The organism is Buttiauxella izardii, assembly GCF_003601925.1.
In the GTDB taxonomy this organism is placed as follows: domain Bacteria; phylum Pseudomonadota; class Gammaproteobacteria; order Enterobacterales; family Enterobacteriaceae; genus Buttiauxella; species Buttiauxella izardii.
Window position 1 is genome coordinate 16,761 of the sequence record NZ_QZWH01000027.1, and the last position, 22,957, is coordinate 39,717.

Annotated in this window: 22 protein-coding genes; 12 read left to right on the top strand and 10 right to left on the bottom strand. The window is 51.5% G+C overall.

Annotation, left to right across the window (positions count from 1 at the left end; genetic code table 11):
* The first annotated feature begins 124 nt into the window (after window positions 1-124).
* The 11 genes from xapA (at window position 125) to rlmC (ending at window position 11,242) form a co-directional block, all read left to right on the top strand.
* Window positions 125-952 (top strand): xanthosine phosphorylase, encoded by an 828-nt coding sequence (gene xapA / locus D6029_RS12590; protein ID WP_120065090.1) that lies wholly within the window; start codon window positions 125-127, stop codon window positions 950-952.
* Window positions 953-995: 43 nt separating this feature from the next.
* Window positions 996-2,252, top strand: a complete 1,257-nt coding sequence (locus D6029_RS12595; protein WP_120065204.1) for a nucleoside permease — start codon at window positions 996-998, stop codon at window positions 2,250-2,252.
* A gap of 68 nt (window positions 2,253-2,320) precedes the next feature.
* Window positions 2,321-3,238, top strand: a complete 918-nt coding sequence (locus D6029_RS12600; RefSeq protein ID WP_120065091.1) for a LysR family transcriptional regulator — start codon at window positions 2,321-2,323, stop codon at window positions 3,236-3,238.
* Between the two features lie 64 nt (window positions 3,239-3,302).
* On the top strand, window positions 3,303-4,205 hold the full coding sequence (rimK, locus tag D6029_RS12605) for a 30S ribosomal protein S6--L-glutamate ligase (RefSeq protein WP_120065092.1): 903 nt from the start codon (window positions 3,303-3,305) through the stop codon (window positions 4,203-4,205).
* Between the two features lie 105 nt (window positions 4,206-4,310).
* Window positions 4,311-4,796, top strand: a complete 486-nt coding sequence (locus D6029_RS12610; protein WP_120065093.1) for a YbjN domain-containing protein — start codon at window positions 4,311-4,313, stop codon at window positions 4,794-4,796.
* A gap of 381 nt (window positions 4,797-5,177) precedes the next feature.
* Complete coding sequence (potF, locus tag D6029_RS12615; protein ID WP_120065094.1) at window positions 5,178-6,290, top strand: spermidine/putrescine ABC transporter substrate-binding protein PotF; 1,113 nt, start codon at window positions 5,178-5,180, stop codon at window positions 6,288-6,290.
* Between the two features lie 161 nt (window positions 6,291-6,451).
* The gene (potG, locus tag D6029_RS12620) at window positions 6,452-7,585 is read left to right on the top strand and encodes a putrescine ABC transporter ATP-binding subunit PotG (RefSeq protein WP_120065205.1); all 1,134 of its coding nucleotides are present in this window, start codon (window positions 6,452-6,454) and stop codon (window positions 7,583-7,585) included.
* A 9-nt stretch (window positions 7,586-7,594) separates the two neighbouring features.
* A complete protein-coding gene (gene potH / locus D6029_RS12625) occupies window positions 7,595-8,548 on the top strand; it encodes a putrescine ABC transporter permease PotH (RefSeq protein ID WP_120065095.1) in 954 nt (317 codons plus the stop codon).
* The gene (gene potI, locus D6029_RS12630) at window positions 8,545-9,390 is read left to right on the top strand and encodes a putrescine ABC transporter permease PotI (protein ID WP_120065096.1); all 846 of its coding nucleotides are present in this window, start codon (window positions 8,545-8,547) and stop codon (window positions 9,388-9,390) included. The genes potH and potI overlap by 4 nt, the downstream gene beginning before the upstream one ends.
* Before the next feature lie 111 nt (window positions 9,391-9,501).
* Window positions 9,502-9,936 (top strand): YbjO family protein, encoded by a 435-nt coding sequence (locus D6029_RS12635; RefSeq protein ID WP_120065097.1) that lies wholly within the window; start codon window positions 9,502-9,504, stop codon window positions 9,934-9,936.
* A 169-nt stretch (window positions 9,937-10,105) separates the two neighbouring features.
* Entirely contained in the window at window positions 10,106-11,242 is a 1,137-nt protein-coding gene (gene rlmC, locus D6029_RS12640) for a 23S rRNA (uracil(747)-C(5))-methyltransferase RlmC (RefSeq protein ID WP_120065098.1), read from the top strand.
* A gap of 791 nt (window positions 11,243-12,033) precedes the next feature.
* Here rlmC and artJ (D6029_RS12650) read toward each other — a convergent pair.
* From artJ (D6029_RS12650) to D6029_RS12675, 6 genes are all read right to left on the bottom strand, one after another.
* Window positions 12,034-12,765, bottom strand: coding sequence for an arginine ABC transporter substrate-binding protein ArtJ (gene artJ / locus D6029_RS12650; RefSeq protein ID WP_120065100.1), 732 nt, complete (start codon window positions 12,763-12,765; stop codon window positions 12,034-12,036).
* Window positions 12,766-12,929: 164 nt separating this feature from the next.
* Window positions 12,930-13,598 (bottom strand): arginine ABC transporter permease ArtM, encoded by a 669-nt coding sequence (gene artM, locus D6029_RS12655; protein WP_120065101.1) that lies wholly within the window; start codon window positions 13,596-13,598, stop codon window positions 12,930-12,932.
* Entirely contained in the window at window positions 13,598-14,314 is a 717-nt protein-coding gene (gene artQ / locus D6029_RS12660; RefSeq protein ID WP_120065102.1) for an arginine ABC transporter permease ArtQ, read from the bottom strand. Before artQ ends, artM begins: the two co-directional genes overlap by 1 nt.
* A gap of 5 nt (window positions 14,315-14,319) precedes the next feature.
* Window positions 14,320-15,051, bottom strand: coding sequence for an arginine ABC transporter substrate-binding protein (gene artJ / locus D6029_RS12665; protein ID WP_120065103.1), 732 nt, complete (start codon window positions 15,049-15,051; stop codon window positions 14,320-14,322).
* Window positions 15,052-15,070: 19 nt separating this feature from the next.
* Window positions 15,071-15,799, bottom strand: coding sequence for an arginine ABC transporter ATP-binding protein ArtP (gene artP / locus D6029_RS12670; RefSeq protein ID WP_120065206.1), 729 nt, complete (start codon window positions 15,797-15,799; stop codon window positions 15,071-15,073).
* 226 nt (window positions 15,800-16,025) lie between these two features.
* Complete coding sequence (locus D6029_RS12675) at window positions 16,026-16,553, bottom strand: lipoprotein (protein ID WP_120065104.1); 528 nt, start codon at window positions 16,551-16,553, stop codon at window positions 16,026-16,028.
* A gap of 211 nt (window positions 16,554-16,764) precedes the next feature.
* On the opposite strand from D6029_RS12675, the gene D6029_RS12685 reads away from it, so the two are divergent.
* Window positions 16,765-17,610, top strand: coding sequence for an N-acetylmuramoyl-L-alanine amidase (locus D6029_RS12685; RefSeq protein ID WP_120065106.1), 846 nt, complete (start codon window positions 16,765-16,767; stop codon window positions 17,608-17,610).
* On the opposite strand, the gene D6029_RS12690 is transcribed toward D6029_RS12685, so the two are convergent.
* From D6029_RS12690 to poxB, 4 genes are all read right to left on the bottom strand, one after another.
* A complete protein-coding gene (locus D6029_RS12690) occupies window positions 17,611-18,621 on the bottom strand; it encodes an NAD-dependent epimerase/dehydratase family protein (RefSeq protein WP_120065207.1) in 1,011 nt (336 codons plus the stop codon).
* A gap of 91 nt (window positions 18,622-18,712) precedes the next feature.
* Complete coding sequence (locus D6029_RS12695; RefSeq protein WP_120065107.1) at window positions 18,713-20,161, bottom strand: SDR family oxidoreductase; 1,449 nt, start codon at window positions 20,159-20,161, stop codon at window positions 18,713-18,715.
* A gap of 16 nt (window positions 20,162-20,177) precedes the next feature.
* The gene (gene ltaE / locus D6029_RS12700; protein WP_120065108.1) at window positions 20,178-21,179 is read right to left on the bottom strand and encodes a low-specificity L-threonine aldolase; all 1,002 of its coding nucleotides are present in this window, start codon (window positions 21,177-21,179) and stop codon (window positions 20,178-20,180) included.
* Window positions 21,180-21,216: 37 nt separating this feature from the next.
* Window positions 21,217-22,938, bottom strand: coding sequence for a ubiquinone-dependent pyruvate dehydrogenase (gene poxB / locus D6029_RS12705; RefSeq protein WP_120065109.1), 1,722 nt, complete (start codon window positions 22,936-22,938; stop codon window positions 21,217-21,219).
* Between the last annotated feature and the right edge of the window lie 19 nt (window positions 22,939-22,957).

Consider the following 22,957-nt stretch of genomic DNA (forward strand, 5'->3'; position numbering starts at 1 on the left):
AGCCAATCAATACATTTTCGCTATCAATCACCCGCCCAAACGGTATTGGTTTTGCACCATTGTCAGTCGGTATAACAGAGTCAACGCTAACTCTGATTACTCGTCATATGACAAGGAGCACCCGATGCCGACTTTTGATAACTCCCCGTTCTACGCCGCAGATATTATCCGTTCCCGCATTAAAGGCCTGGTGCCACGCGTGGCTTTCATCCTGGGTTCTGGCCTGGGTGAACTGGCTGAGAAAATCGAACAACCGATTGTTTTCCCTTACGATGAACTGCCTGATTTCCCGGTAAGCACCGTTCACGGCCATGCGGGTGAACTGGTGGTCGGTACGCTTGCGGGCGTTCCGGTAGCCTGCATGAAAGGGCGCGGTCACTTCTACGAAGGGCGCGGCATGTCAGTGATGACCAACGCGATCCGCACCTTTAAATTGCTGGGATGTGAAATTCTCTTCTCGACCAATGCCGCAGGTTCGCTGCGCCCGGATGTCGGCCCAGGTAGCCTGGTTGTGTTGAACGACCATATTAATACCATGCCTGGCACACCGACCGTTGGCCCGAACGATGACCGTTTCGGCGAGCGTTTCTTCTCCCTGGCAAATGCTTATGACGCGGATTACCGTGGCGTTTTACAGCAAGTCGCAAAAGAGCAGGGCTTCCCGCTGACTGAAGGCGTGTTTGTTTCCTATCCCGGCCCGAACTTTGAAACCGCCGCTGAAATTCGCATGATGCAAATTATCGGCGGTGATGTGGTGGGGATGTCGGTGGTGCCTGAAGTGATCAGCGCTCGCCATTGTGGCCTGAAAGTGGTGGCCGTTTCGGCGATTACCAACCTGGCCGAAGGTTTGGGCAGTGTGCAACTATCCCATGCGCAAACCCTGGCGGCTGCGGCACTTTCGCGCCAGAACTTTATCAATCTGATTTGCGGTTTCCTGGGCAAACTCGCCTAAGGCACTTCCAACACACCGGGTAAAACACATGGCGATTAACGTTATGGCGATTCAACCTCGCTTGAAAATCATGTTGTTTTTGCAGTATTTCATTTGGGGTGCCTGGCTTGTCACACTAGGCTCATACATGATTAACACCCTCGGTTTCCGGGGGGCTGATGTGGGTATGGTTTACAGCACCAAGGGAATTGCTGCGCTGCTTATGCCAGGAATCGTTGGGATTATTGCCGATAAATGGCTGCCAGCGAATCGTGTTTATGCGCTCTGCCACCTGGTGTGTGCGGCAATGCTGGCCTGGGCGGCCAGCATTAATCAGCCAGGACTGATGTTTTGGGTGATGCTGGGGAACGCGATGGCATTTATGCCAACCATTGCGCTTTCAAACACCATCTCTTATGCCAGCCTCGAAAAAGCCGGTTTAGATACCGTCAGCCATTTCCCGCCAATTCGCGTTTTTGGCACCATCGGTTTCATCGCCGCGATGTGGACGGTGAGCCTGATGCGGTTCGAGCTGAGTAATCTCCAGCTTTATATTGCGGCAGGAGCCTCTCTGGCGCTGGCGTTGTATTCACTGACGCTGCCAACAATTCCGGTGGCGAAGGGTGGCGTGTCTCGTTCGTGGGTGAGTCGTCTTGGGCTGGATGCGTTTGTGTTGTTCAAGAATCCGCGCATGGCTGTTTTCTTCTTGTTCGCCATGTTGTTAGGTGCGGTGTTGCAGATTACCAATACCTTCGGCAACCCGTTCCTGCATGACTTTGCGCGTAACCCTGAATTTGCTGACAGCTTCGTGGTTCAGTATCCGTCGATTTTGCTGTCGGTTTCGCAAATGTCGGAAGTGGCATTTATCCTCACCATCCCATTCTTCTTGCGTCGCTTTGGTATTAAACAAGTGATGTTGATGAGTATGGTGGCCTGGGTGCTACGTTTTGCTCTGTTTGCGTGGGGCGACCCGTCTACCTTTGGCTTCGTTTTACTGCTGCTGTCGATGGTGGTTTACGGTTGTGCGTTCGACTTCTTTAATATCTCGGGTTCCGTGTTTGTGGAACAAGAAGTGGATTCGCGTATTCGGGCCAGTGCGCAAGGCCTGTTTATGACGATGGTCAACGGGATTGGCGCTTATCTTGGGGCGATTCTCAGCGGCTATGTTGTGGATTACTTCAGCATTGATGGCGTCAAAGACTGGACGACGATTTGGCTGGTGTTTGCCGGATACGCCTTAGTGCTGGCGGTAATTTTCCACTTCAGTTTCCAGTATCGTCACAATCCTTCGCTCAAGGCTTCGGCCCCGGTCGCACATTAAACGTCGGCTGGATTACAGCGAGCGACAGGAGTGATAGTTTATGGGGCTGCCAGAAACAAGGGAGCCTCATGAGCATTTCACAGCGTGTCTATCGTACCGATTTAAAACTACTGCGCTATTTTCAGGCCGTGGCGGAAGAGCTGCATTTTGGCAAAGCTGCCGCGCGCTTAAATATGTCTCAGCCGCCGCTGAGTTTTCATATTAAAGAATTAGAATCCCAACTCGGCACCGTTCTGTTTATCCGCCATTCACGCAGCGTTGCGCTGACCTACGCCGGTGAAATTTTGCTCGAAGAAACCCGGCGTTTGCTCGACAGCGCAAACCTTGCGTTAGCCCGTGTCGAGCAAATAGGGCGCGGCGAAGGCGGGCGTATTCAACTGGGGATTGTCGGCACGGCAATCTGGGGCGGGTTACGTCTTGGGTTGCAGCAATTTATTGCTGATTATCCGGCCATCGATATTCTGTTCCGCGAAAAATCCCCTGGTGACCAGATCTCTTTAATTGAACGCCATGATATCGACGCCGGGATCTGGCGCATGGAAACCAATCCTCCGCCGGGTTTACGCAGTGAGAAACTTCACGACGCGACTTTCCTGGTCGCGTTGCCGGAAAAACATCCGTTAGCCAAACAAAGCGCCATTGATATCGAGCAATTGCGTCATGAGGCGTTTGTCACCATGACGGCGGTGCATTCTGACTGGACTTTCTTGCAGGGCGTTTGCCGGGAAGCGGGGTTTTCGCCACGCGTGGCCAGAGAAGCGGTGGAGCCGCAGACGGTTCTCGCGTTGGTGAGCATCGGTATGGGGCTGACAATTATGGCCGACAGTTACGCGCAAATGAACTGGCCGGGTGTCACCTTCCGCCCGTTAACGAAAGCGATCCCGGCTGATCTGTATGTAGTCTACGATCCGCACCATCTGGCCTCGACCACGCGCCATTTAATTGACGTGTTAAAACAGTCGCCGGACACATTGCCCGTTCGTTGAAACAACATGGCAGTGCTATGATATCCGCGCTGTCATTATTAGACTGGAAACGCTGAGGTGCAGGGTGAAAATCGCCATTTTATCCCGGGATGGAACGCTTTATTCGTGTAAACGGCTTCGTGAAGCGGCATCGCGCCGGGGTCACGCTGTCGAAGTCATTGATCCCCTTTCTTGCTACATGAACATCAACCCCGCTGCACCATCAGTGCACTATAAGGGGCGTCAGCTTCCCCATTATGATGCAGTGATTCCGCGTATCGGCTCGGCGATCACCTTTTATGGCACCGCCGTTTTGCGCCAGTTTGAAATGTTGGGCAGTTATCCGCTCAATGAATCGGTGGCGATTACCCGCGCGCGCGACAAACTCCGCTCGTTGCAACTTATGGCGCGGCAGGGCATTGATTTGCCGGTCACCGGTTTTGCCCATTCGCCTGATGACACCAGTGATTTAATCGACATGGTCGGTGGTGCGCCGCTGGTGGTGAAACTGGTGGAAGGCACGCAAGGCATTGGCGTGGTGCTGGCCGAAACCCGTCAGGCCGCTGAAAGCGTCATCGACGCGTTTCGCGGTCTGAACGCGCATATTCTGGTGCAGGAATATATTAAAGAAGCGAAGGGTAAGGATATCCGCTGCCTGGTGGTGGGCAATAAAGTCGTTGCGGCTATTGAACGCCAGGCAAAACCGGGGGATTTCCGCTCCAATCTACATCGTGGTGGCGTGGCTAATCAGGTCGACATTACCGAACGCGAACGCGAAATCGCCTTACATGCCGCAGCAACGCTGGGTTTAGACGTGGCAGGTGTCGATATTTTGCGTGCGCAACGCGGCCCGCTGGTGATGGAAGTCAACGCTTCTCCGGGTCTTGAAGGCATTGAAAAAACCAGTGGCGTGGATATCGCGACGCTGATGATCAAATGGATTGAGCAGCAAGCACAGCCAGGATATTGCCTGAAAACTGGCGGCTAATTTCGAGCGCGTGCGCCGTTGGGCGCATAAAATTAGTATGAGCCGTCATTTTTGCGTAAGCTATGGCGCGACTTAATCACTCCCTTTAAAGAGGCTACGGCATTTATGGATTCACTCGTTGTCCCGACTCTGGACATCTTACGCCGCTGGCTTGACGAAATCGGTGTGACCATTTTCGAGTGCGATACTTGCCAGGCGCTCCATCTGCCGCACATGCAGAATTTCGATGGTGTCTATGATGCAAAAATCGACCTGGTCGACGATATTGTCTTGTTTTCGGCACTGGCTGAAGTAAAACCTTCCGCTCTGTTGCCACTGGCATCTGATTTGTCTTCTATTAATGCCAGTTCGTTAACCGTGAAAGCGTTTCTGGATATTCAGGACGACAATTTACCTAAGCTGGTCGTTTGCCAGTCGCTACAAGCGTCCGTCGGAATTACCCGCGAGCAGTTTGCTGCCTTTGTAAAACAGAGCGAAGAGCAAATCTCAATGGTGATTCTGGAAGCCTGCGCAAACCAACTGCTCTTTATCTCTGACGCAGATGAAGAACAAGAAGACGGCACAATTATTCAAACCCACTTTCTGCACTAATTGTTGCTTTCCTGACCGCAGCGGCGTCTATACCCGCTGCGTCCCACAATTTTATATTCTGCCTTATCAGTCTATCTCCAGCATTATTCTCGCCACTACTCCCCGGAATGCGCCACAGCGTAGACGTTTTATGCTTAAAAATTTGATAAATGGCGCTTTTTTAGCTGAGCTATAGTCACTAATCCTGGCTACAGTTATTCTTGCGGGACGCTACAAATGTGCAACCTCTGCAGCAAGGCGTCTGTACTTTTTTTACTGCAGTTTGCATAGAGATGCATGATTCTTGCATGTGCCAGAAGCGAGAAGAAAATGCGTAAAAGTATGATTGAGTAAATTATGCTCGCGAAAGCGGGAATTAGACTTTTTCAGAAGGAATCACATATGTTTACCCAACGTAAAAAATTGTTATCCGGGGCGGTGGCGGGTTTGCTGATGGCTGTTTCTGCTACTACATTTGCTGCGGACCAAAAGACGCTGCACGTTTATAACTGGTCTGATTATATTGCGCCGGATACGCTGGCAAACTTCACCAAAGAAACCGGCATTAAAGTGGTTTACGACGTCTTCGATTCCAACGAAGTGCTGGAAGGCAAGTTGATGGCGGGGAGCACCGGTTACGATTTAGTGGTACCGTCTTCGCAATTCCTTGAGCGTCAGGCTCAGGCGGGAATTTTCCAGCCGCTCGATAAGAGCAAACTGCCAAACTACAAAAACCTCGATCCGGAAATGCTCAAGCTGGTCGCGCATAACGACCACGACAACAAATACGGCATTCCGTACATGATGGTGACCACGGGTATTGGTTACAACGTCGAAAAAGTGAAAGCCGCGCTGGGTAAAGATGCGCCAGTGGATAGCTGGGATCTGATCCTGAAACCGGAAAACCTCGAGAAACTGAAAAGCTGTGGCGTGTCATTCCTGGATGCACCAAGCGAAGTGTATGCTTCTGTTCTGCATTATCTCGGTAAAGATCCGAACAGCACCGATCCAAAAGATTACACCGGCGCGGCGAACGATCTGCTGTTAAAACTGCGTCCATCCATTCGTTACTTCCATTCTTCCCAATATATCAACGACCTGGCGAATGGTGACATTTGTGTCGCGATTGGTTGGTCGGGGGATATTCTCCAGGCCGCAAACCGTGCCAAAGAAGCCAAAAATGGCGTGAATATTGCGTATACCATTCCGAAAGAAGGGGCGATGGTGTATTTCGATATGTTCGCCATGACCGCTGATGCGAAAAATAAAGACGAAGCCTATCAGTTCCTCAATTACCTGATGCGCCCGGACGTGGTAACGAATATCAGTAACCACGTTTATTACGCCAATGCGAATAAAGAATCGACGCCGCTACTAAACGCGGAAATCCGCGATAATCCAGGGATTTATCCACCGGCTGATGTGCGTGCGAAATTGTTCACCCAGGGTGTGCAATCGCCAAAAGTTGACCGGGTTATTACACGCGCGTGGACTAAAGTGAAAACCGGGAAATAATACCCGTCATACTTCGAGCTGCAGGTGTGTTGACTGCATCCGTTCGCCCCAGTCACATAGTAATCTATGCTCCTGGGGACTTACGGATTTGTCGCCTTCCTGCAACTCGAATTATTTAGGGTATCAGCCCTTTATAATAAGATTTGCTGGAGAGCAATATGTTGAATGACGCAACTCCTCGTCCGCACGCGAAAACTCGCAAAGCGCTCACCCCGCTGCTTGAAGTCCGCAACCTCACAAAGTCCTTCGACGGGCAACACGCCGTTGATGATGTGAATCTCACCATTTATAAAGGCGAAATTTTTGCGCTGCTCGGCCCATCCGGCTGCGGTAAATCAACGTTGTTACGCATGCTGGCGGGCTTTGAACAACCCAGCGCTGGCCAAATTGTGCTTGATGGCGTGGACTTGTCACATGTGCCGCCGTATCAGCGCCCGATCAACATGATGTTCCAGTCCTACGCGCTTTTCCCGCATATGACCGTTGAACAGAATATTGCCTTTGGCCTCAAGCAAGACAAACTGCCGAAAGCGGAAATCGCCCAGCGTGTGGAGGAAATGCTGACGCTAGTGCATATGCAGGAATACGCGAAACGTAAGCCGCATCAGCTTTCTGGCGGGCAGCGCCAGCGTGTTGCTCTAGCGAGAAGCCTCGCAAAACGACCAAAATTATTGTTACTCGACGAACCTATGGGCGCGCTGGATAAAAAGCTGCGTGATCGTATGCAACTCGAAGTGGTGGATATTCTTGAGCGTGTGGGCGCGACCTGCGTGATGGTGACGCACGACCAGGAAGAAGCGATGACCATGGCCGGGCGTATCGCCATCATGAATCGCGGCAAGTTCGAGCAAATCGGCGAGCCGGAAGAAGTTTATGAATATCCGGCAACGCGTTACAGCGCTGAATTTATCGGCTCAGTGAATGTCTTTGAAGGCCTGCTGAAAGAGCGCCAGGAAGATGGGTTGGTGATTGAAAGCCCGGGGCTTGTGCATCCGCTGAAAGTTGACGCGGACATTTCTGTTGTTGATGGCGTGCCCGTTTACGTCGCGCTGCGCCCGGAAAAAGTGATGCTTTGCGATGAACCGCCTGCCGATGGTTATAACTTCGCGGTCGGTGAAGTGGTGCACATTGCTTATCTTGGCGACCTGTCGATCTATCACGTCCGCCTGAAAAGCGGCCAGATGATCAGCGCGCAGTTGCAAAACGAGAACCGCAGCCGTAAAGGAATGCCGACGTGGGACGATGAAGTTCGCCTGTGTTGGGATGCTGAAAGTTGTGTGGTGCTGACAGTTTAAGGGGGCGAAATGAGCACGATGACTGAACGCCCGGCCGAGCCACCGGCAAGCGGTTTCAAATTGTGGCTGGGAAAAATGCAAATGCGTCATGGCCGCAAGCTGGTGATTGCATTGCCTTATCTGTGGCTGATTTTGCTGTTTATGCTGCCGTTCTTGATTGTCTTCAAGATCAGTTTTGCAGAAATTGCGCGATCCATTCCGCCTTATACCGATCTGGTGACCTGGGCTGACGATCAGATTTCACTGGCGCTTAACCTGGCCAACTATCTCCAGTTAACCGACGATCCGCTGTACGCCGAAGCCTATTTGCAGTCGCTGCAAATGGCGGGCGTTTCCACAATTTGCTGTTTGCTGTTGGGTTATCCGCTGGCCTGGGCGGTGGCGCACAGTAAATCATCAACGCGTAATATTCTGTTATTGCTGGTTATCTTGCCTTCCTGGACATCGTTCCTGATTCGCGTTTACGCATGGATGGGCATTCTGAAAAATAATGGCGTGCTCAATAATGTGCTGATGTGGCTGGGCGTTATCGATCAGCCGTTGGTGATTTTGCACACCAATCTCGCAGTTTACATCGGCATCGTTTACGCCTATTTGCCGTTTATGGTGCTGCCGATTTATACCGCGCTGACGCGAATCGATTACTCGCTGGTGGAAGCGTCTCTGGATTTAGGCGCACGTCCGCTGAAAACCTTCTTTAGCGTGATTGTGCCACTCACCAAAGGCGGAATTATTGCCGGTTCGATGCTGGTGTTTATTCCGGCGGTAGGGGAGTTTGTGATCCCTGAACTGCTCGGCGGGCCAGATAGCATCATGATTGGTCGCGTATTGTGGCAAGAGTTCTTCAACAACCGCGATTGGCCGGTGGCCTCGGCGGTAGCGATAACCATGCTTATCTTGCTGATTGTGCCCATTATGTGGTTCCACAAATACCAGAACAAAGCAGCGGAGGACCACGCATGAACAACTTACCGGTAGTGCGTTCGCCGTGGCGAATTTTGATTCTGGTGATCGGCTTCACCTTCCTGTATGCGCCGATGCTAATGCTGGTGATCTACTCGTTTAACAGTTCCAAACTGGTGACGGTGTGGGCGGGTTGGTCGACGCGTTGGTACGTCGAGTTGTTCCACGATTCGGCGATGATGAGCGCGGTGGGGCTAAGTTTGACGATTGCAGCAGCGGCCGCAACGGCGGCGGTGATCCTCGGGACGATCGCTGCCATGGTGATGGTGCGTTTTGGTAAATTCCGTGGCTCCACAGGGTTTGCTTTTATGCTGACCGCGCCGCTGGTGATGCCCGATGTCATCACCGGGTTGTCGTTGCTGTTGCTGTTTGTTGCTCTGGGGCATGCCATCGGCTGGCCAAGTGATCGCGGCATGTTGACCATTTGGCTGGCGCACGTCACGTTCTGTACGGCGTATGTTTCGGTGGTCATCAGCTCTCGTTTGCGCGAGTTGGACAGGTCAATCGAAGAAGCGGCAATGGATTTGGGGGCTACACCGCTGAAAGTGTTCTTCGTCATCACCGTGCCAATGATTGCTCCGGCGATTATCTCCGGCTGGCTACTGGCATTCACCTTATCCCTCGACGATTTAGTGATTGCGAGTTTTGTCTCCGGGCCAGGCGCGACCACCTTGCCAATGCTGGTGTTCTCGAATGTCAGAATGGGGGTCAATCCGGAAATTAACGCGTTAGCGTCTATAATTTTAGGCGCCGTCGGCGTTATCGGTTTGATCGCCTGGTGGTTTATGGCGCGGGCAGAAAAGCAGCGCCTGCGCGATATCCAACGTGCAAGGCGTAGCTGAAAGGTTTAAAATCTGATAAAACCCTCAGTGCCGCGCCAGACGCGGCACTGTGACGTATGGAACACGAGGTTTGCGGAAATTTTCAGGAAACGAAGTCAAACACAAGCCAAATTGAATGCGCCCACTTTAGTGCTGGTGGCGGCAATCGCTATTCTGACGACGCGGATGCTCGATCTCATGTTGCTTTTCAACATGCTCGGGCTGCGTGGCGTTGTTGATTTTGTTCATCGCAGTGTGCAAACCTGGAATCTGACGATGATTTTCCTCGGCAGTCTGGTATTGCTATGCGTCGAGTTACGTTGCGCGTTTGTCATCATGAAAGGGCGCAACTGGGGGCGCTGGGTGTTCCTTGCCACACAAGTTATTGCTGTCTCATATTTATGGGCGGCTTCGCTGGGCTGGGGTTATCCCGAACTTTTCAGTATTCCCGGTGAGTCAAAACGTGAGATATTCCGCTCGTTAATGATGCAGAAACTCCCCGATTTACTGGTGCTGTTCCTGCTGTTTGCCCCTTCGCGCAGTCGGCTTTTTTTCAAACTTCAATAACCGCGTAGTGTTCTACCCAAAATAATTCGAGTTGCATCGCGGCGGCAAGAGAACAAGTCCCGATGAGCTTAGTAAACTAAGTGATTCGGGCGAGTGAACGTAGCCAACAAAGATGCAACTTGAAGTATGACGGGTATATAATCTCTGCCCCGGTTTTCAGGACTTACTTATGCATTGCGCGCTTTACCAGGCGAATCGTTGCCGTTCTTGTCAGTGGATTGAACAGCCGATTTCTGAACAGCTCACCGCCAAAATGAACGAACTTCAGCAATTACTGGGGGGAGTTGCGGTGCAAGAGTGGCGCGCGCCAGTGAGTGGCCCGGAAAACGCTTTTCGCAATAAAGCCAAAATGGTGGTCAGCGGCAGCGTAGAAAAACCGTTGCTGGGTATGCTGCACCGCGACGGGACACCTGAAGATTTAACCGAATGCCCGCTGTATCCAGACTCTTTCCAGCCTGTTTTTGCCGTGTTGAAACCCTTTATCGCCCGGGCAGGTTTGACGCCCTATAACGTGGCGCGTAAACGTGGCGAACTGAAATATCTGTTGCTCACGCAAAGCCAGTTAGACGGCGGGATGATGCTGCGTTTTGTGCTGCGTTCCGACGCTAAAATTGAGCAACTGCGTGCGGCGTTGCCATGGTTGCAGCAACAACTTCCCCAGCTCAAAGTGATTTCAGCCAATATCCAGCCCGTGCATATGGCGATTATGGAAGGCGAGCGGGAAATTGCGCTAACTGAACAGCAGTCGCTTGAAGAGCAGTTTAACGGCGTGCCGTTGTATATTCGCCCGCAAAGTTTCTTCCAGACCAACCCATCGGTTGCGGCTTCGTTGTATGCCACCGCGCGCGAGTGGGTGCGGGAATTACCAGTCAAGCACATGTGGGATTTATTCTGCGGCGTCGGTGGTTTTGGGCTGCATTGCGCTACCCCAGAGATGAAATTAACCGGAATTGAAATTGCCCCAGAAGCGATTGCCTGTGCGCGTCAATCAGCGGAAAAACTCGGTTTAACGGATATTCACTTCCAGGCGTTGGATTCCACGAAATTCGCCACAGAGCAGCAAGATGTTCCCGACCTGGTTTTGGTCAATCCGCCAAGACGCGGCATCGGCCAGGCGTTGTGTTATTTCCTCAATAACATGGCCCCGAAATACATCGTCTATTCAAGTTGTAATGCGCAGACCATGGCGCAGGATATGGAGTCGTTGGCGGGATATCGGGTGGAACGCGTGCAATTGTTTGATATGTTCCCGCATACGGCGCATTACGAGGTTTTGGCGCTGCTGGTGAGGCTGCCTTCACCTTAATGTCCAAAACCTGGATAGAAGGAATTCGACTCGTGCGACATCTATCCAGGTAAAAAAATAATATGACTAATCAATTCTCTGTATTTGGAAATGGCACTGCTGGAGTATAAGAATCCTGCTGCTCGGGCGGGGTGTAAATTAAATTCTCATACTCTTCCATTATAGGGAATGTTAAGGTAGCACAAATAAGAGGTATAATCAGGCCACACCAGAAAATAGTATGATTACTTTTGGTAATATTATCCCTTTTCCAATAATAAACAGGGGAGAAAAATATCCATATCCAATGTGGTAATTTTGTATATCCTGCCGCGGTTAAACTGATTCGGTCCTTAATAAATAATATTATAGCCAGGGCGTAACTTATAAGTTCAAGTGAAATGAAAATTACAGGGTTTGAATATATCTGCAAATATTTTATTGGAATGAAAAATATCGGACAAAGAACCAGTAGCCAAATGTAAAGGTTATTCAACGGGGGTCGAGAGGAATTAGATTGTAGAACGGTATTGTTTTCCATTTAAATCATCCATGTAAAATCCTGTCGTGTATTTTACATAATAATTCATCTAGTGCAAAATGCCGTTTTCAAACTTAACTTGATGTAATTTAAGTGAAAATTCGTGTTTCATTCATTCTTAAAATGTACGAATTCAGATTTTACATTTATGCTTTAAATGATCGTAACTATTTCATCAACACTACTATTTCATCAGCACATACTGTATGTGAGAATATTGGCCAGAAATTAAAAACACAATCTGGCCTGGATATTTAGAATGTCTAAATTATTACTGCGGGAACCACTGCTGACTAATCTTCTGATAAGTCCCATCAGCTTTAATCGCCGCCAGTGCGGTATTGAGTTTAGTCAGCAGCGCCTTATTATCCGGGCGAACTGCAATCCCCAGGCCCGTGCCGAAGTATTCTGCATCAGTCACGTGCTCGCCCACCGTAGCTAACTGCGGATTAGTTTTCAGCCATTCGTTCACCACCGCAGTGTCGCCAAACACGCCATCAATACGGCCATTTTTCAGGTCGATAATCGCATTCTGGTAGCTGTCGTAAGAGACGGTTTTAATTTCTGGATGTTTATCCTGAAGATATTTCTGATGCGTGGTGCCGTTCTCCATGCCGATACGTTTGCCTTTCAACTCGTCGAAAGATTTAAACGCACCTTTTTTGGCGATGACTACCGCTGAGTTCGCATAGTATGGCGTGGTGAAGGAAACTTGCTTGCTGCGCTCTGGTGTAATATCCATGCCGGAAATTACGGCATCGTACTTACGGAATTTTAGCGACGGGATCAGGCTATCAAATGCATGGTTGGTGAATGTGCATTCAGCCTGCATTTGTTTGCATAAAGCTTTTGCCAGGTCGATATCGAAACCGACAATCTGATTATTGGCATCCAGCGATTCAAACGGCGGGTAAGTCGCCGATGAACCAAAGTTGATTTTGTCGGCCGCAGCCACGTTGAATGCGGCGGTAGCGAACAGTGCGGCCAAAATAAACTTCTTCATGTGTGTAGCTCCTGTCTGTCGTGTTTTATTGTATTCACCGTTTCCCGGTGTCAAAAAATCATGCCAGCATATGAATTTATATGCAAATAAAATGTATAATTATATTTCTTCAGGCGTAAAAAAGGCGGGGAAGTCCCCGCCATTTTAAGATGATGAATGGATGTTTAGTTACGGCGTTCGAATGCCAGAGCGCGGCGTTCTACCACACGCATTAACAGCGTCAGCAAACCGTTGACGACCAGATAAACCAGGCCTGCGGCACCGAACACCATCACATCGTAAGTGCGTCCGTACAGCAATTGCCCGTGGCCCATCACTTCCATCAGCGTAATGGTGTACGCCAGAGATGTGCTTTTAAACACTAAAACCACTTCGTTTGAGTAAGACGAGAGGGCGCGTTTAAATGCATAAGGAAGCAAAATAGCCAGCGTGTCTTTCTTGCTCATCCCTAATGCGCCGCACGATTGCCATTGGCCTTCAGGAATGGCGCGAATCGCCCCGTAAAACAGCTGCGTGGTGTAGGCCGCACTGTTCAGAGACAACGCAATCAACGCACACAACCACGGCTCAGAAAGCAGATGCCACAACACCGGGTAGTTCTGAATCGATGGGAACTGGCCTGGCCCGTAGTAAATCAGGAAGATCTGCACCAGCAACGGCGTGCCGGTAAACAGCGTGATGTAGACGCGCACAATGTGAACCAGTACCGGTGTTTTCAGCGTCAAAACGATGGTGAAAAACAGCGATAAAATCAGCGCGACCACAATAGATGCTGCGGTCAGCGTCAGGCTGGTATGCAGGCCTTTAAAGAGTTCCGGTAAATACTCGAGCATCAGCCGGGTCTCCGTTCAAAACGTGTCGCGCGATGGTCAATGCGTTTGAGCACGTACTGGCTAACGAGGGTGATCACAAGGTAGATCGCGGCGGCAACCACATACCAGGTAAACGGTTCCTGGGTTCGGGTAGCGATACTCTTGGTTTGCAGCATCAAATCATTAACGCTTATCAGCGAAACCAACGCGGTATCTTTGAGCAAAACTAACCACTGATTGCCCAAACCCGGCAGCGCATGACGCCACATTTGCGGCATCACTAAGCGGAAGAAAATCGCGGCTTTCGATAAACCTAATGCCTGGCCGGATTCCCATTGCCCAATTGGCACGGCTTTCAGTGCGCCGCGCAACGTTTGCGAAGCGTAAGCCGAATAGAGCAGGGAAAGGGCAATCACGCCGCACAGGAACGGGCTGACATCGAAATTCTCGATTTGTAGCTGGATAGGGATTTGCGCAAAACCGAGGTTCAGCGTAAAGCCATCAGAGAGAATCAGCAGTAGCTGAGAGGAGCCGAAATAAATAAACAGCACCACTAAAATTTCAGGCAGACCGCGCAGCACCGTCACCAAAGCTGAACCCAGCCAGGCTATCGGACGCCATTTCGCAGACTCCCATACGGCAAAAATCATCGCCAGAGCCAGGCCGATGATCAGCGCACAAACGGCGAGGCCGACGGTCATCCCGGCGGCGCTCGCTAAAGTAAACATTTCGTTCATTCAGATTACTTCTGGAACCATTTTTCGTAGATGGTTTTGTAAGTCCCATCTTGCTTAACTTTTGCCAGCGCAGTGTTGAACTTCGCCTGCAAGTCAGTGTTGCCCTGACGAACCGCGATGCCCAAACCTGTACCGAAGTAATCTTTATCCGTCACTTTATCGCCGATTGCGGCAAGTTTCGGATCGGCTTTCAGCCATTCGGTCACCACAGCCGTGTCACCAAATACCGCGTCGATACGGCCGCTTTCCATATCCAGCTTGGCGTTCATGTAGCTGTCGTAAGGAACGGTGGTGATTTCCGGATGTTTATCCATGATGAATTTCTGATGCGTGGAGCCGTTCTGCATACCCACTTTTTTGCCTTTCAGCCCAGCAATATCCGCAACTTTGCCTTTCTGGCCGACAAACAGCGCTGAGTTTTCATAATACGGGCTGCTGAACAGAACCTGTTTTTCACGCTCTGGGGTGATATCCATACCAGAGATCACCGCGTCAATGCGGCGGAATTTCAGGCTTGGGATCAGGCTATCAAATGCCTGGTTGCTGAAAGTACAGGTCGCATCAATCTCTTTACACAGCGCGTTCGCCAAATCGACATCAAAACCAACAATCTTGTTGCTGGCATCCATCGATTCAAACGGAGGATAAGAAGCTTCCATAGCAAAACGAATAGTTTGTGCAGCCGTAGCGGAAAGGCTCAGGCTGGCTAATAGTGTGGCAAGCAGAACTTTTTTCATGGTTATTTTCCCGGATACATCAGTGTGACAGATAGAATTTAAACGCTTCGGTCTGCGGTTTTGCGAAGCAACTCGCATCACCTTGTTCAACGATGTGGCCATTTTCCATGTAAACCACGCGGCTTGCGGTTTTACGCGCAACTTCCACTTCGTGGGTAACGATGACCTGCGTGATGTTGGTTTGAGCCAACTCACGAATAATGCTGACGATCTGCGCGGTGATTTCAGGATCCAGTGCTGCGGTCGGTTCATCAAACAGCAGAATTTGTGGCTCCATCATCAGTGCGCGAGCGATGGCAACACGCTGCTGCTGACCACCGGAAAGGTGCAGCGGATAGCGGTCCATATACGGTTTCAGGCGTAGACGCTCAAGGAGTTTATCTGCGCGTGCGCGCGCTTCATCTTTGCTGATCCCCAGGACGCGGCAAGGCGCTTCCATCAGGTTTTGCAGCACAGTGAGATGAGGCCAAAGGTTGTATTGCTGGAACACCATGCCAACGTTGCGACGTAATTCACGAATGGCTTTGTCGCCAGGCGCTTTCGCAAAGTCAAAATGATTATCTGCAATAGTGAGTTGCCCGGACCGCGGCATCTCAAGCAGATTGAGTACGCGCAGAAGCGAGCTTTTACCTGCGCCGCTTGGACCAAGCAGCACCAGCGTTTCGCCCTGTGGGCAACTAAGGGTGATATCGAACAGCGCCTGGTGCGCGCCGTAAAAACAATTAATGCCGTTTAGTTGAATACTCATGCGCATAAGTTGAATAGCAATTGAAGCCGCAAAGGGTACAGTTAACAGAATAGTTATGCAATCTTTGTGCGTTAAAACCTAAAAATAACTACTTTCATAGACTAAAGGTAGCACAATATAACGAGGCGGAGTGAAGGCAAGAATAAATGTCCGAGTTATGTGAAAACTCCAGACTATTTACATGGGTTATGAATTTCACCCCGCCGGATGGTTGAATATTAGGTCATTAATTAGTTTCTATCGCCTGACGCAAACTGCCTGAAGGCGCATGGCTGTTCGCGCCCAGATAACGCACATCATCAACAGCCCAGCACTGGCCTTCGCGAATCATCAGCACTTCATCGTTCCAGCTTTGACTGCCTTTGGTGAGATTCACACGCAGCGGGATATTGCGTGCGTCGGTATTAGGAATGGTGGAAGCGGAAGCCACTTCGGCAGTGTCTGCACCATCCCCATTGCTGGTAAACATGTTGCTGCGCATAAATTCATTCTGCGCGTTAGGCGAGGTGCTGGCTTTCTGCATTTGCTGCGCCAGCGAGTCACTCATATAAGGACGCAAGGCGGTAATCGCGCTGCTGCCCTGGGTTTTATGGGTTATTTGATAATCGTAAAATTTTTGCGCCACGCTATCCGGGCCGCCTTCAATACAAGGGCCACTGCGGGTGCCAATATCTTTAAACGCGGGAGTGACGGGTGTGGTACAGGCCGTGAGGATCAGAGCGCACGGAAGAAGAACCAAAACTGAGCTGCGCATTTTTATTTCCTTATTTTCTCAGGAGGATGCACTTAGCATAGCGTATCGTTGTCAAAACCCGGCATACTTCGAGCTGCCTCTTTGTTGGCTGCGCGAACTCACCCGAATCACTTAGTTTACTAAGCTCATCGGGATTCGTTCACTTGCCGCCGCGATGCCGCTCGAATTATTTAGGGTTTAATTTGTTGATTCAAAAAAAAGAGAGATGCTCATGCAGTGGCGAACTGGCCTGATAATTTTTGTAGCTTTGCTGGTGGGGTGCTCCAGCAAGCCTGAAGTTGCCGAAAAAACCGTCGTCGATAAAGGCGATTTTAAAGTCGATACCAGCCGCACCGCGAAGAATGCCTATCCACGGGTAAAAGTGTTGGTTATTCACTACACCGCCGATGATTTTGCCGGTTCGCTAACCACTTTGACTGAACAAAACGTCAGTTCTCATTACTTGATTCCCGACACCCCGCCGATATCCGGCGGCAAACCGGTTATCTGGCAATTAGTGCCAGAAAGTGAATTAGCGTGGCATGCAGGCGTGAGTTTCTGGCGTGGCGCGACGCGCATCAATGACACTTCGATTGGTATTGAGCTTGAGAATAAAGGTTTCACGCGTCAGGGGCGTGTAAAGCAGTTTTATCCGTTCAACGAGCCGCAGATCTCGGTGCTGCAGAAACTGGCGAAAGTGATTATCGCTCGCTACAACATCGAGCCGCAAAACGTGGTCGCCCATGCTGATATCGCTCCGCAACGTAAAGTGGACCCCGGCCCGTTATTCCCGTGGCAGCAACTGGCACAACAGGGCGTGGGCGCCTGGCCGGATGCGCACCGAGTCGCGTTTTATCTCGATGGTCGTGGGCCTTACCAGCCTGTAGACAGGCGAGGTCTGCTGGATTTGCTATCGCGTTATGGTTATCAGGTGACGCCTGATATGGCGTGGGAGCAGCAAAAGAGAGTGATTCAGGCATTCCAGATGCACTTCCGCCCAACGAAATATTCCGGTGATGCGGATGCGCAAACTGAGGCGATAGCGCAAGCGCTACTTGAAAAATATGGGCAGGGTTGATTAGCGATGCAGCAGCGTACCGTGGTCACGCAGCCAGAGCGCGGTACGTCGAATCCCTTCATCCAGCGTAATAATCGGCTGATAACCCAATTCCGTTTCAGCGCGCGTGGTATCGAGCGTTAAATCAAAATTCAGTTTCGACACGCCGTAATGCGTAAGCACCGGCTCTTTGGCTGATTTACTGCCAAAACGCTCCATGCTGCGGGCAATCATATCCAGCATCGGATACGGCACGGAACGGATCCTGCACTGAATTTCTAATTCATCGACCAGCTTCTGCACGATAACCCGCAGTGGGCGTGCTTCCATATTGGTGATGTTATAGGCTCGCCCCGACGGCTGAGTTTCACACTGAGTTGCGAGCCACATCGCATGTACCGCGTTTTCGATATAGGTCATATCGACCATCGCATCGCCGCCGCGTGGCAACAACACGCTGCCGTAATGGCGCATCATCTGAACTAAACGTGGGAAGAACACTTTGTCGTGCGGGCCGAACAAGCTTTGCGGACGCAGAATCGTAAAGCGCGTGTGCGGATTCGATTGGGCCAGCAACTGAATCACTTCTTCACTGGCGGCTTTGCTCCGGGCAAATTCATTGGCAAAGCGCACCGGACGGAAATCTTCGCTGATATTGCGATGATGGTGGTAATCAAAGTAGAGCGAGGGTGAGGAAATATGCACAAAATTGCGCACGCCCCATGCCACGGCCCATTCACCTAAGCGGCGAGTCGCACGGACGTTGGCGAGGTCAAAGGCTTCCTGAGTTCCCCACGGCGAGGTAAAGCTTGAGCAATGCCAAAGTGTATCGACATCGGCCAGCATCACTTTAGCCTGCGAAGAAACCAGCTCGGTCAGGTCGGCTTGAACGAATTCAGCACCCATTTTTACCAGCAGTTTGCCCATGGCTTCATTACGTCCGGTTGCCCGTACGCTGATGCCTTTTGCGCGAAGAAATTCGACCGCGTTTCGGCCTAAACCGCTGGTGGCGCCCGTTACCAGAACCTTCATGTCGACCAACTCATGATAATTGAGATTTACGCTGCGCATTTTTCCGTGAAATGGCAGCGCTTGCAATGGGGAAAGCTAAAGATTAGGACTCTTAACGGACTTTATGTGCAGATTGTTCGGAAAGCTGGCAAATCCGTCGGGCCATGCCACGGAAAATAAACAAATGCGCGGGGATCATCACCAACCAGTAGAACAAACCCGCTGTTCCATGGGGGTGCCACCAGGCACGTACATCCAGCGTGCGATGTTGGCCGTGGTCGCGCAAAGTGAAAGAAAGACGTCCAAGCCCTGGCGCTTTCATGCCAAACAGTAGCGTCAGCTCTTTTTCGGGTTCGACAATAATCACTTTCCAGCTATCGACTAAGTCGCCGACTTGCAGCATTTCCCGCACCGGGCGGCCTTTTGCCAGCTTATGCCCGACCAGTAAATCCATATAGCCACGCGTTTGCCAGAGGATATTGCCGAAGAAATAGCCCTCTTTCCCGCCAATCTGATTCACCACTTGCCATAAATCTGCCAGCTCAGCGGAGGTTGTTAACGTGCAACCGGCCTGTTTGGGGAAGAAACCATATTCCGGACGCCAGCGGGCATAGGCCTGTGCGTCGTAACCCCAGTCCTGAGAGTTTGCCAGCTTGTGTTCATCTTCAAGGGTCAGGCGGACGGCGTCGTCAAAGGTGAGCAGAGTTTGTGGGATCAATGCGCGTAATTCGCGATCGTCCGCCAGAAGATCGTGCTTAAGCCCCTGGATCAACGCCTTGGCAATCGTCGGCGGCACGGAAGTGATCATGTTGAGGAACCACACCGAGATCCAGCTCGTCGGCAGCGGAATGGGAATCAGCGGGCGGCGTTTACCGCTTATCGCCATAAATCGTTCGAACTGCTGCTGATAGCTCAGCACTTCAGGCCCCGCCGCTTCAAAAACACGGTTTTCTTGCGCGGGATGCTTTAGCAGTTCGACCAGATAATAAAGCAGGTTTTTCAGGGCAATCGGCGTGGTGCGCGAGCGAACCCAGCGCGGTGGCGTAAGCACTGGCAGGTTGTAAACCATGTCGCGCATCACTTCAAAAGCGGCCGAACCGGCACCGACAATAATTCCGGCGCGAACTTCGGTAACGGGAACGCCTGCATCGCGCAGAATATCGGCCGTGAGTTGGCGAGCGCGCAGATGTTCAGAATCGCCATCACCGCCCGTGGCTTGCAATGAACTAAGGAATATCAGCTGCTTGACCGGATGCGCCCGCAGTGCATCGCGCAGATTGAGCGCCGTCTGGCGTTCATGGGCGACGAAATCAGCTCCGTCGCCCATGCTGTGTACCAGGTAATAAAGCGTATCGACGTTTTCAAGCAGCGCAGGTAGCGTTGACGGCCACTGCAAATCGACATGGCGGCAATCAACGCCAGGCCAGGGTTGCTTTTCCAGCCACTCAACGCGCCTTGCGGCCGCCGTGACATGATGCCCGGCGGCGGTAAGTTCGGGCACCAGATGCTGCCCGATATAGCCGCTTGCGCCGAGTACCAGAATATTTTGTGGCTGTGTCATCGTCCCTGACCTCTGGTTAGCGTTGTAAAAAAGCCTGCCAATGGGAAACCACTTCAGCAAGCTGCATGCGGTTCACATCAAGATGGATTACCAGGCGAGTCATTGGCCCGGCGCTCATCAATACACCACGTTCTTTCATGAACTTACCGAGGCTTTCAGCTTGTTCAACGGGAACGCGCACAAACACCATGTTGGTGTCCTGGCGAGTCACATCAACACCGATTTCACGCAATTCACCCGCCAGCCAGTGGGCGTTATCGTGGTCTTCCTGCAAGCGCTGTACGTTATTTTCAAGCGCATACAAACCTGCCGCCGCCAGAATTCCCGCCTGACGCATGCCGCCACCGACCATTTTGCGCCAGCGCGTGGCACGTTTGATGTATTCGTGGCTGCCGACTAACAGCGAACCTACTGGCGTGCCGAGGCCTTTAGAGAGGCAAATGGTGAAGGTGTCGCAGTAGCGCACCACTTCTTCCAGCGTGCAGCCATAGGAAACCACGGCGTTGAAGATACGTGCGCCGTCAACGTGCAATGCCAGATTGTGATTGCGGCTAAATTCCCACGCCTGTTTGAGATATTCACGCGGTAAAACTTTGCCGTTATGGGTGTTTTCGAGGCTCAGAAGTTTAGTGCGTGCAAAGTGAATATCGTCAGGTTTGATTTTTGCCGCGACTTTATCCAGCGGCAGTGAACCATCTGGATTGGCATCTATCGGCTGCGGCTGAATACTGCCTAAAACCGCCGCACCGCCGGCTTCGTAGAGATAATTATGCGCCAGTTGGCCGACGATATATTCTTCTCCGCGTTCGCAATGGCTGAGCAGCGCGACCAGGTTTGCCTGAGTGCCGGTTGGCAGAAAGAGCGCGGCTTCTTTGCCGCTGATTTTGGCCACGTATTCTTGTAATTCATTAACCGTAGGGTCATCACCGTACACGTCATCGCCGGTCGGCGCGGCCATCATACGTTTGAGCATTTCCTCGCTCGGGCGGGTTACTGTGTCGCTGCGCAAATCAATCACGGTGGGTCCTTATTATTCTCCAAAATTACTCTCCTTTTTACCGGAACCAGTTGGTTTTCGCCAGTTCGATCACTTCATCGCCGCGCCCGCTGATAATAGCGCGCAGCATATACAGGCTGAATCCTTTGGCTTGTTCGAGTTTGATTTGCGGCGGGATCGCCAGCTCATCTTTGGCAACCACCACGTCCACTAAAACCGGGCCGTCGATGCTAAAAGCCCGTTGTAGCGCGGCATCTAACTCTTCCGCTTTCTCAACGCGGATACCAGTGATGCCGCAGGCGTCAGCGATTTTGGCAAAGTTGGTATCGTGCAGTTCGGTGCCGTCTGTTAGATAACCGCCGGCTTTCATTTCCATCGCCACAAATCCCAACACGCTGTTGTTAAACACCACGATTTTGATCGGCAATTTCATTTGCACCACCGACAAAAAATCGCCCATCAACATGCTAAAACCCCCATCGCCACACATGGCGATCACTTGCCTGTCAGGAGCCGTGGCTTTTGCTCCGAGCGCTTGCGGCATGGCGTTGGCCATCGAACCGTGAGTAAACGAGCCAATCAGGCGGCGTTTGCCGTTCATTTTCAGATAACGCGCAGCCCACACTGTTGGTGTGCCGACATCGCAGGTGAAAATTGCGTCTTCGTCGGCGTAATGGCTGATTTGTTGCGCGACATATTGCGGGTGGATCACTTTGCCATCGCCCGGTTGCGCCAGTTCATCGAGGCTTTCTCGCGCCTCGCGATAGTTATCCAGCGCCTTATCCAGGAAGCTGCGGTCGGTTTTTTCTTCCAGAAGCGGAATCAATGCCGCAAGTGTGGCTTTTATATCTCCGACCAGCGCCATATCCACTTTACTGTGCGCGCCGATGCTGCCAGGGTTGATGTCGATTTGAATGATTTTCGCGTCAGTTGGATAGAAAGCGCGATAGGGGAATTGGGTGCCGAGCAGAATCAGCGTGTCGGCGTTCATCATGGTATGGAAACCGGATGAAAAACCAATTAAACCAGTCATGCCGACGTCGTAAGGGTTGTCATATTCGACGTGTTCTTTGCCGCGTAAGGCGTGAACTATGGGTGCTTTAAGGGTAGCGGCGAACTGCACCAGTTCTTCATGCGCCCCCGCACAACCGCTGCCGCACATCAGCGCGATGTTGTCGTTATAGCGCAGCAGTTGTGCCAGTTTTTTGAGTTCTTCCTGTGCAGGAACAACAACGGGTTGTGGAGCCGCGTACCAGTGGGAACTGGCTGTTTCAGGGGCCGGTTTCAGCGCGACATCGCCGGGTAAAACCACAACTGAAACGCCACGGTTGAGCACCGCTTTACGCATGGCAATTGCCAACACTTGCGGAATTTGTTCCGGGGATGACACCAGCTCGCAATAATGGCTGCATTCGCGGAATAACTCTTCGGGATGGGTTTCCTGGAAATAGCCGCTGCCGATTTCGCTCGACGGAATATGCGCGGCAATCGCCAGCACCGGAACGCGGTTACGATGGCAATCGAACAGGCCGTTGATTAAATGCAGATTGCCAGGCCCGCAGGAACCGGCACACACCGCCAGTTCGCCGGAAAGATGCGCTTCAGCGCCCGCGGCGAATGCAGCGACTTCTTCGTGGCGGGTTGGCATCCATTGAATAGTGCCCATGCGATTCAGGCTATCGGAAAGTCCATTAAGGGAATCACCAGTGACGCCCCAGATACGTTTCACGCCTGCACTTTCGAGAGTTTTTGCCAGATAAGCGGCGACGGTCTGTTTCATTGCTTCTCCTTGTCACGAT

Bases quoted from the DNA above. Each gene is read 5' to 3' on its own strand.
- potI (WP_120065096.1), top strand. From the start codon at position 8,545: ATGAACAACTTACCGGTAGTGCGTTCGCCGTGGCGAATTTTGATTCTG.
- D6029_RS12695 (WP_120065107.1), bottom strand. From the start codon at position 20,161: ATGACACAGCCACAAAATATTCTGGTACTCGGCGCAAGCGGCTATATC.
- artJ (WP_120065103.1), bottom strand. From the start codon at position 15,051: ATGAAAAAAGTTCTGCTTGCCACACTATTAGCCAGCCTGAGCCTTTCC.
- xapA (WP_120065090.1), top strand. From the start codon at position 125: ATGCCGACTTTTGATAACTCCCCGTTCTACGCCGCAGATATTATCCGT.
- artQ (WP_120065102.1), bottom strand. From the start codon at position 14,314: ATGAACGAAATGTTTACTTTAGCGAGCGCCGCCGGGATGACCGTCGGC.
- poxB (WP_120065109.1), bottom strand. From the start codon at position 22,938: ATGAAACAGACCGTCGCCGCTTATCTGGCAAAAACTCTCGAAAGTGCA.
- potH (WP_120065095.1), top strand. From the start codon at position 7,595: ATGAGCACGATGACTGAACGCCCGGCCGAGCCACCGGCAAGCGGTTTC.
- rlmC (WP_120065098.1), top strand. From the start codon at position 10,106: ATGCATTGCGCGCTTTACCAGGCGAATCGTTGCCGTTCTTGTCAGTGG.
- D6029_RS12595 (WP_120065204.1), top strand. From the start codon at position 996: ATGGCGATTCAACCTCGCTTGAAAATCATGTTGTTTTTGCAGTATTTC.
- potF (WP_120065094.1), top strand. From the start codon at position 5,178: ATGTTTACCCAACGTAAAAAATTGTTATCCGGGGCGGTGGCGGGTTTG.
- artM (WP_120065101.1), bottom strand. From the start codon at position 13,598: ATGCTCGAGTATTTACCGGAACTCTTTAAAGGCCTGCATACCAGCCTG.
- artP (WP_120065206.1), bottom strand. From the start codon at position 15,799: ATGAGTATTCAACTAAACGGCATTAATTGTTTTTACGGCGCGCACCAG.
- D6029_RS12690 (WP_120065207.1), bottom strand. From the start codon at position 18,621: ATGAAGGTTCTGGTAACGGGCGCCACCAGCGGTTTAGGCCGAAACGCG.
- D6029_RS12685 (WP_120065106.1), top strand. From the start codon at position 16,765: ATGCAGTGGCGAACTGGCCTGATAATTTTTGTAGCTTTGCTGGTGGGG.
- D6029_RS12610 (WP_120065093.1), top strand. From the start codon at position 4,311: ATGGATTCACTCGTTGTCCCGACTCTGGACATCTTACGCCGCTGGCTT.
- D6029_RS12600 (WP_120065091.1), top strand. From the start codon at position 2,321: ATGAGCATTTCACAGCGTGTCTATCGTACCGATTTAAAACTACTGCGC.
- D6029_RS12675 (WP_120065104.1), bottom strand. From the start codon at position 16,553: ATGCGCAGCTCAGTTTTGGTTCTTCTTCCGTGCGCTCTGATCCTCACG.
- artJ (WP_120065100.1), bottom strand. From the start codon at position 12,765: ATGAAGAAGTTTATTTTGGCCGCACTGTTCGCTACCGCCGCATTCAAC.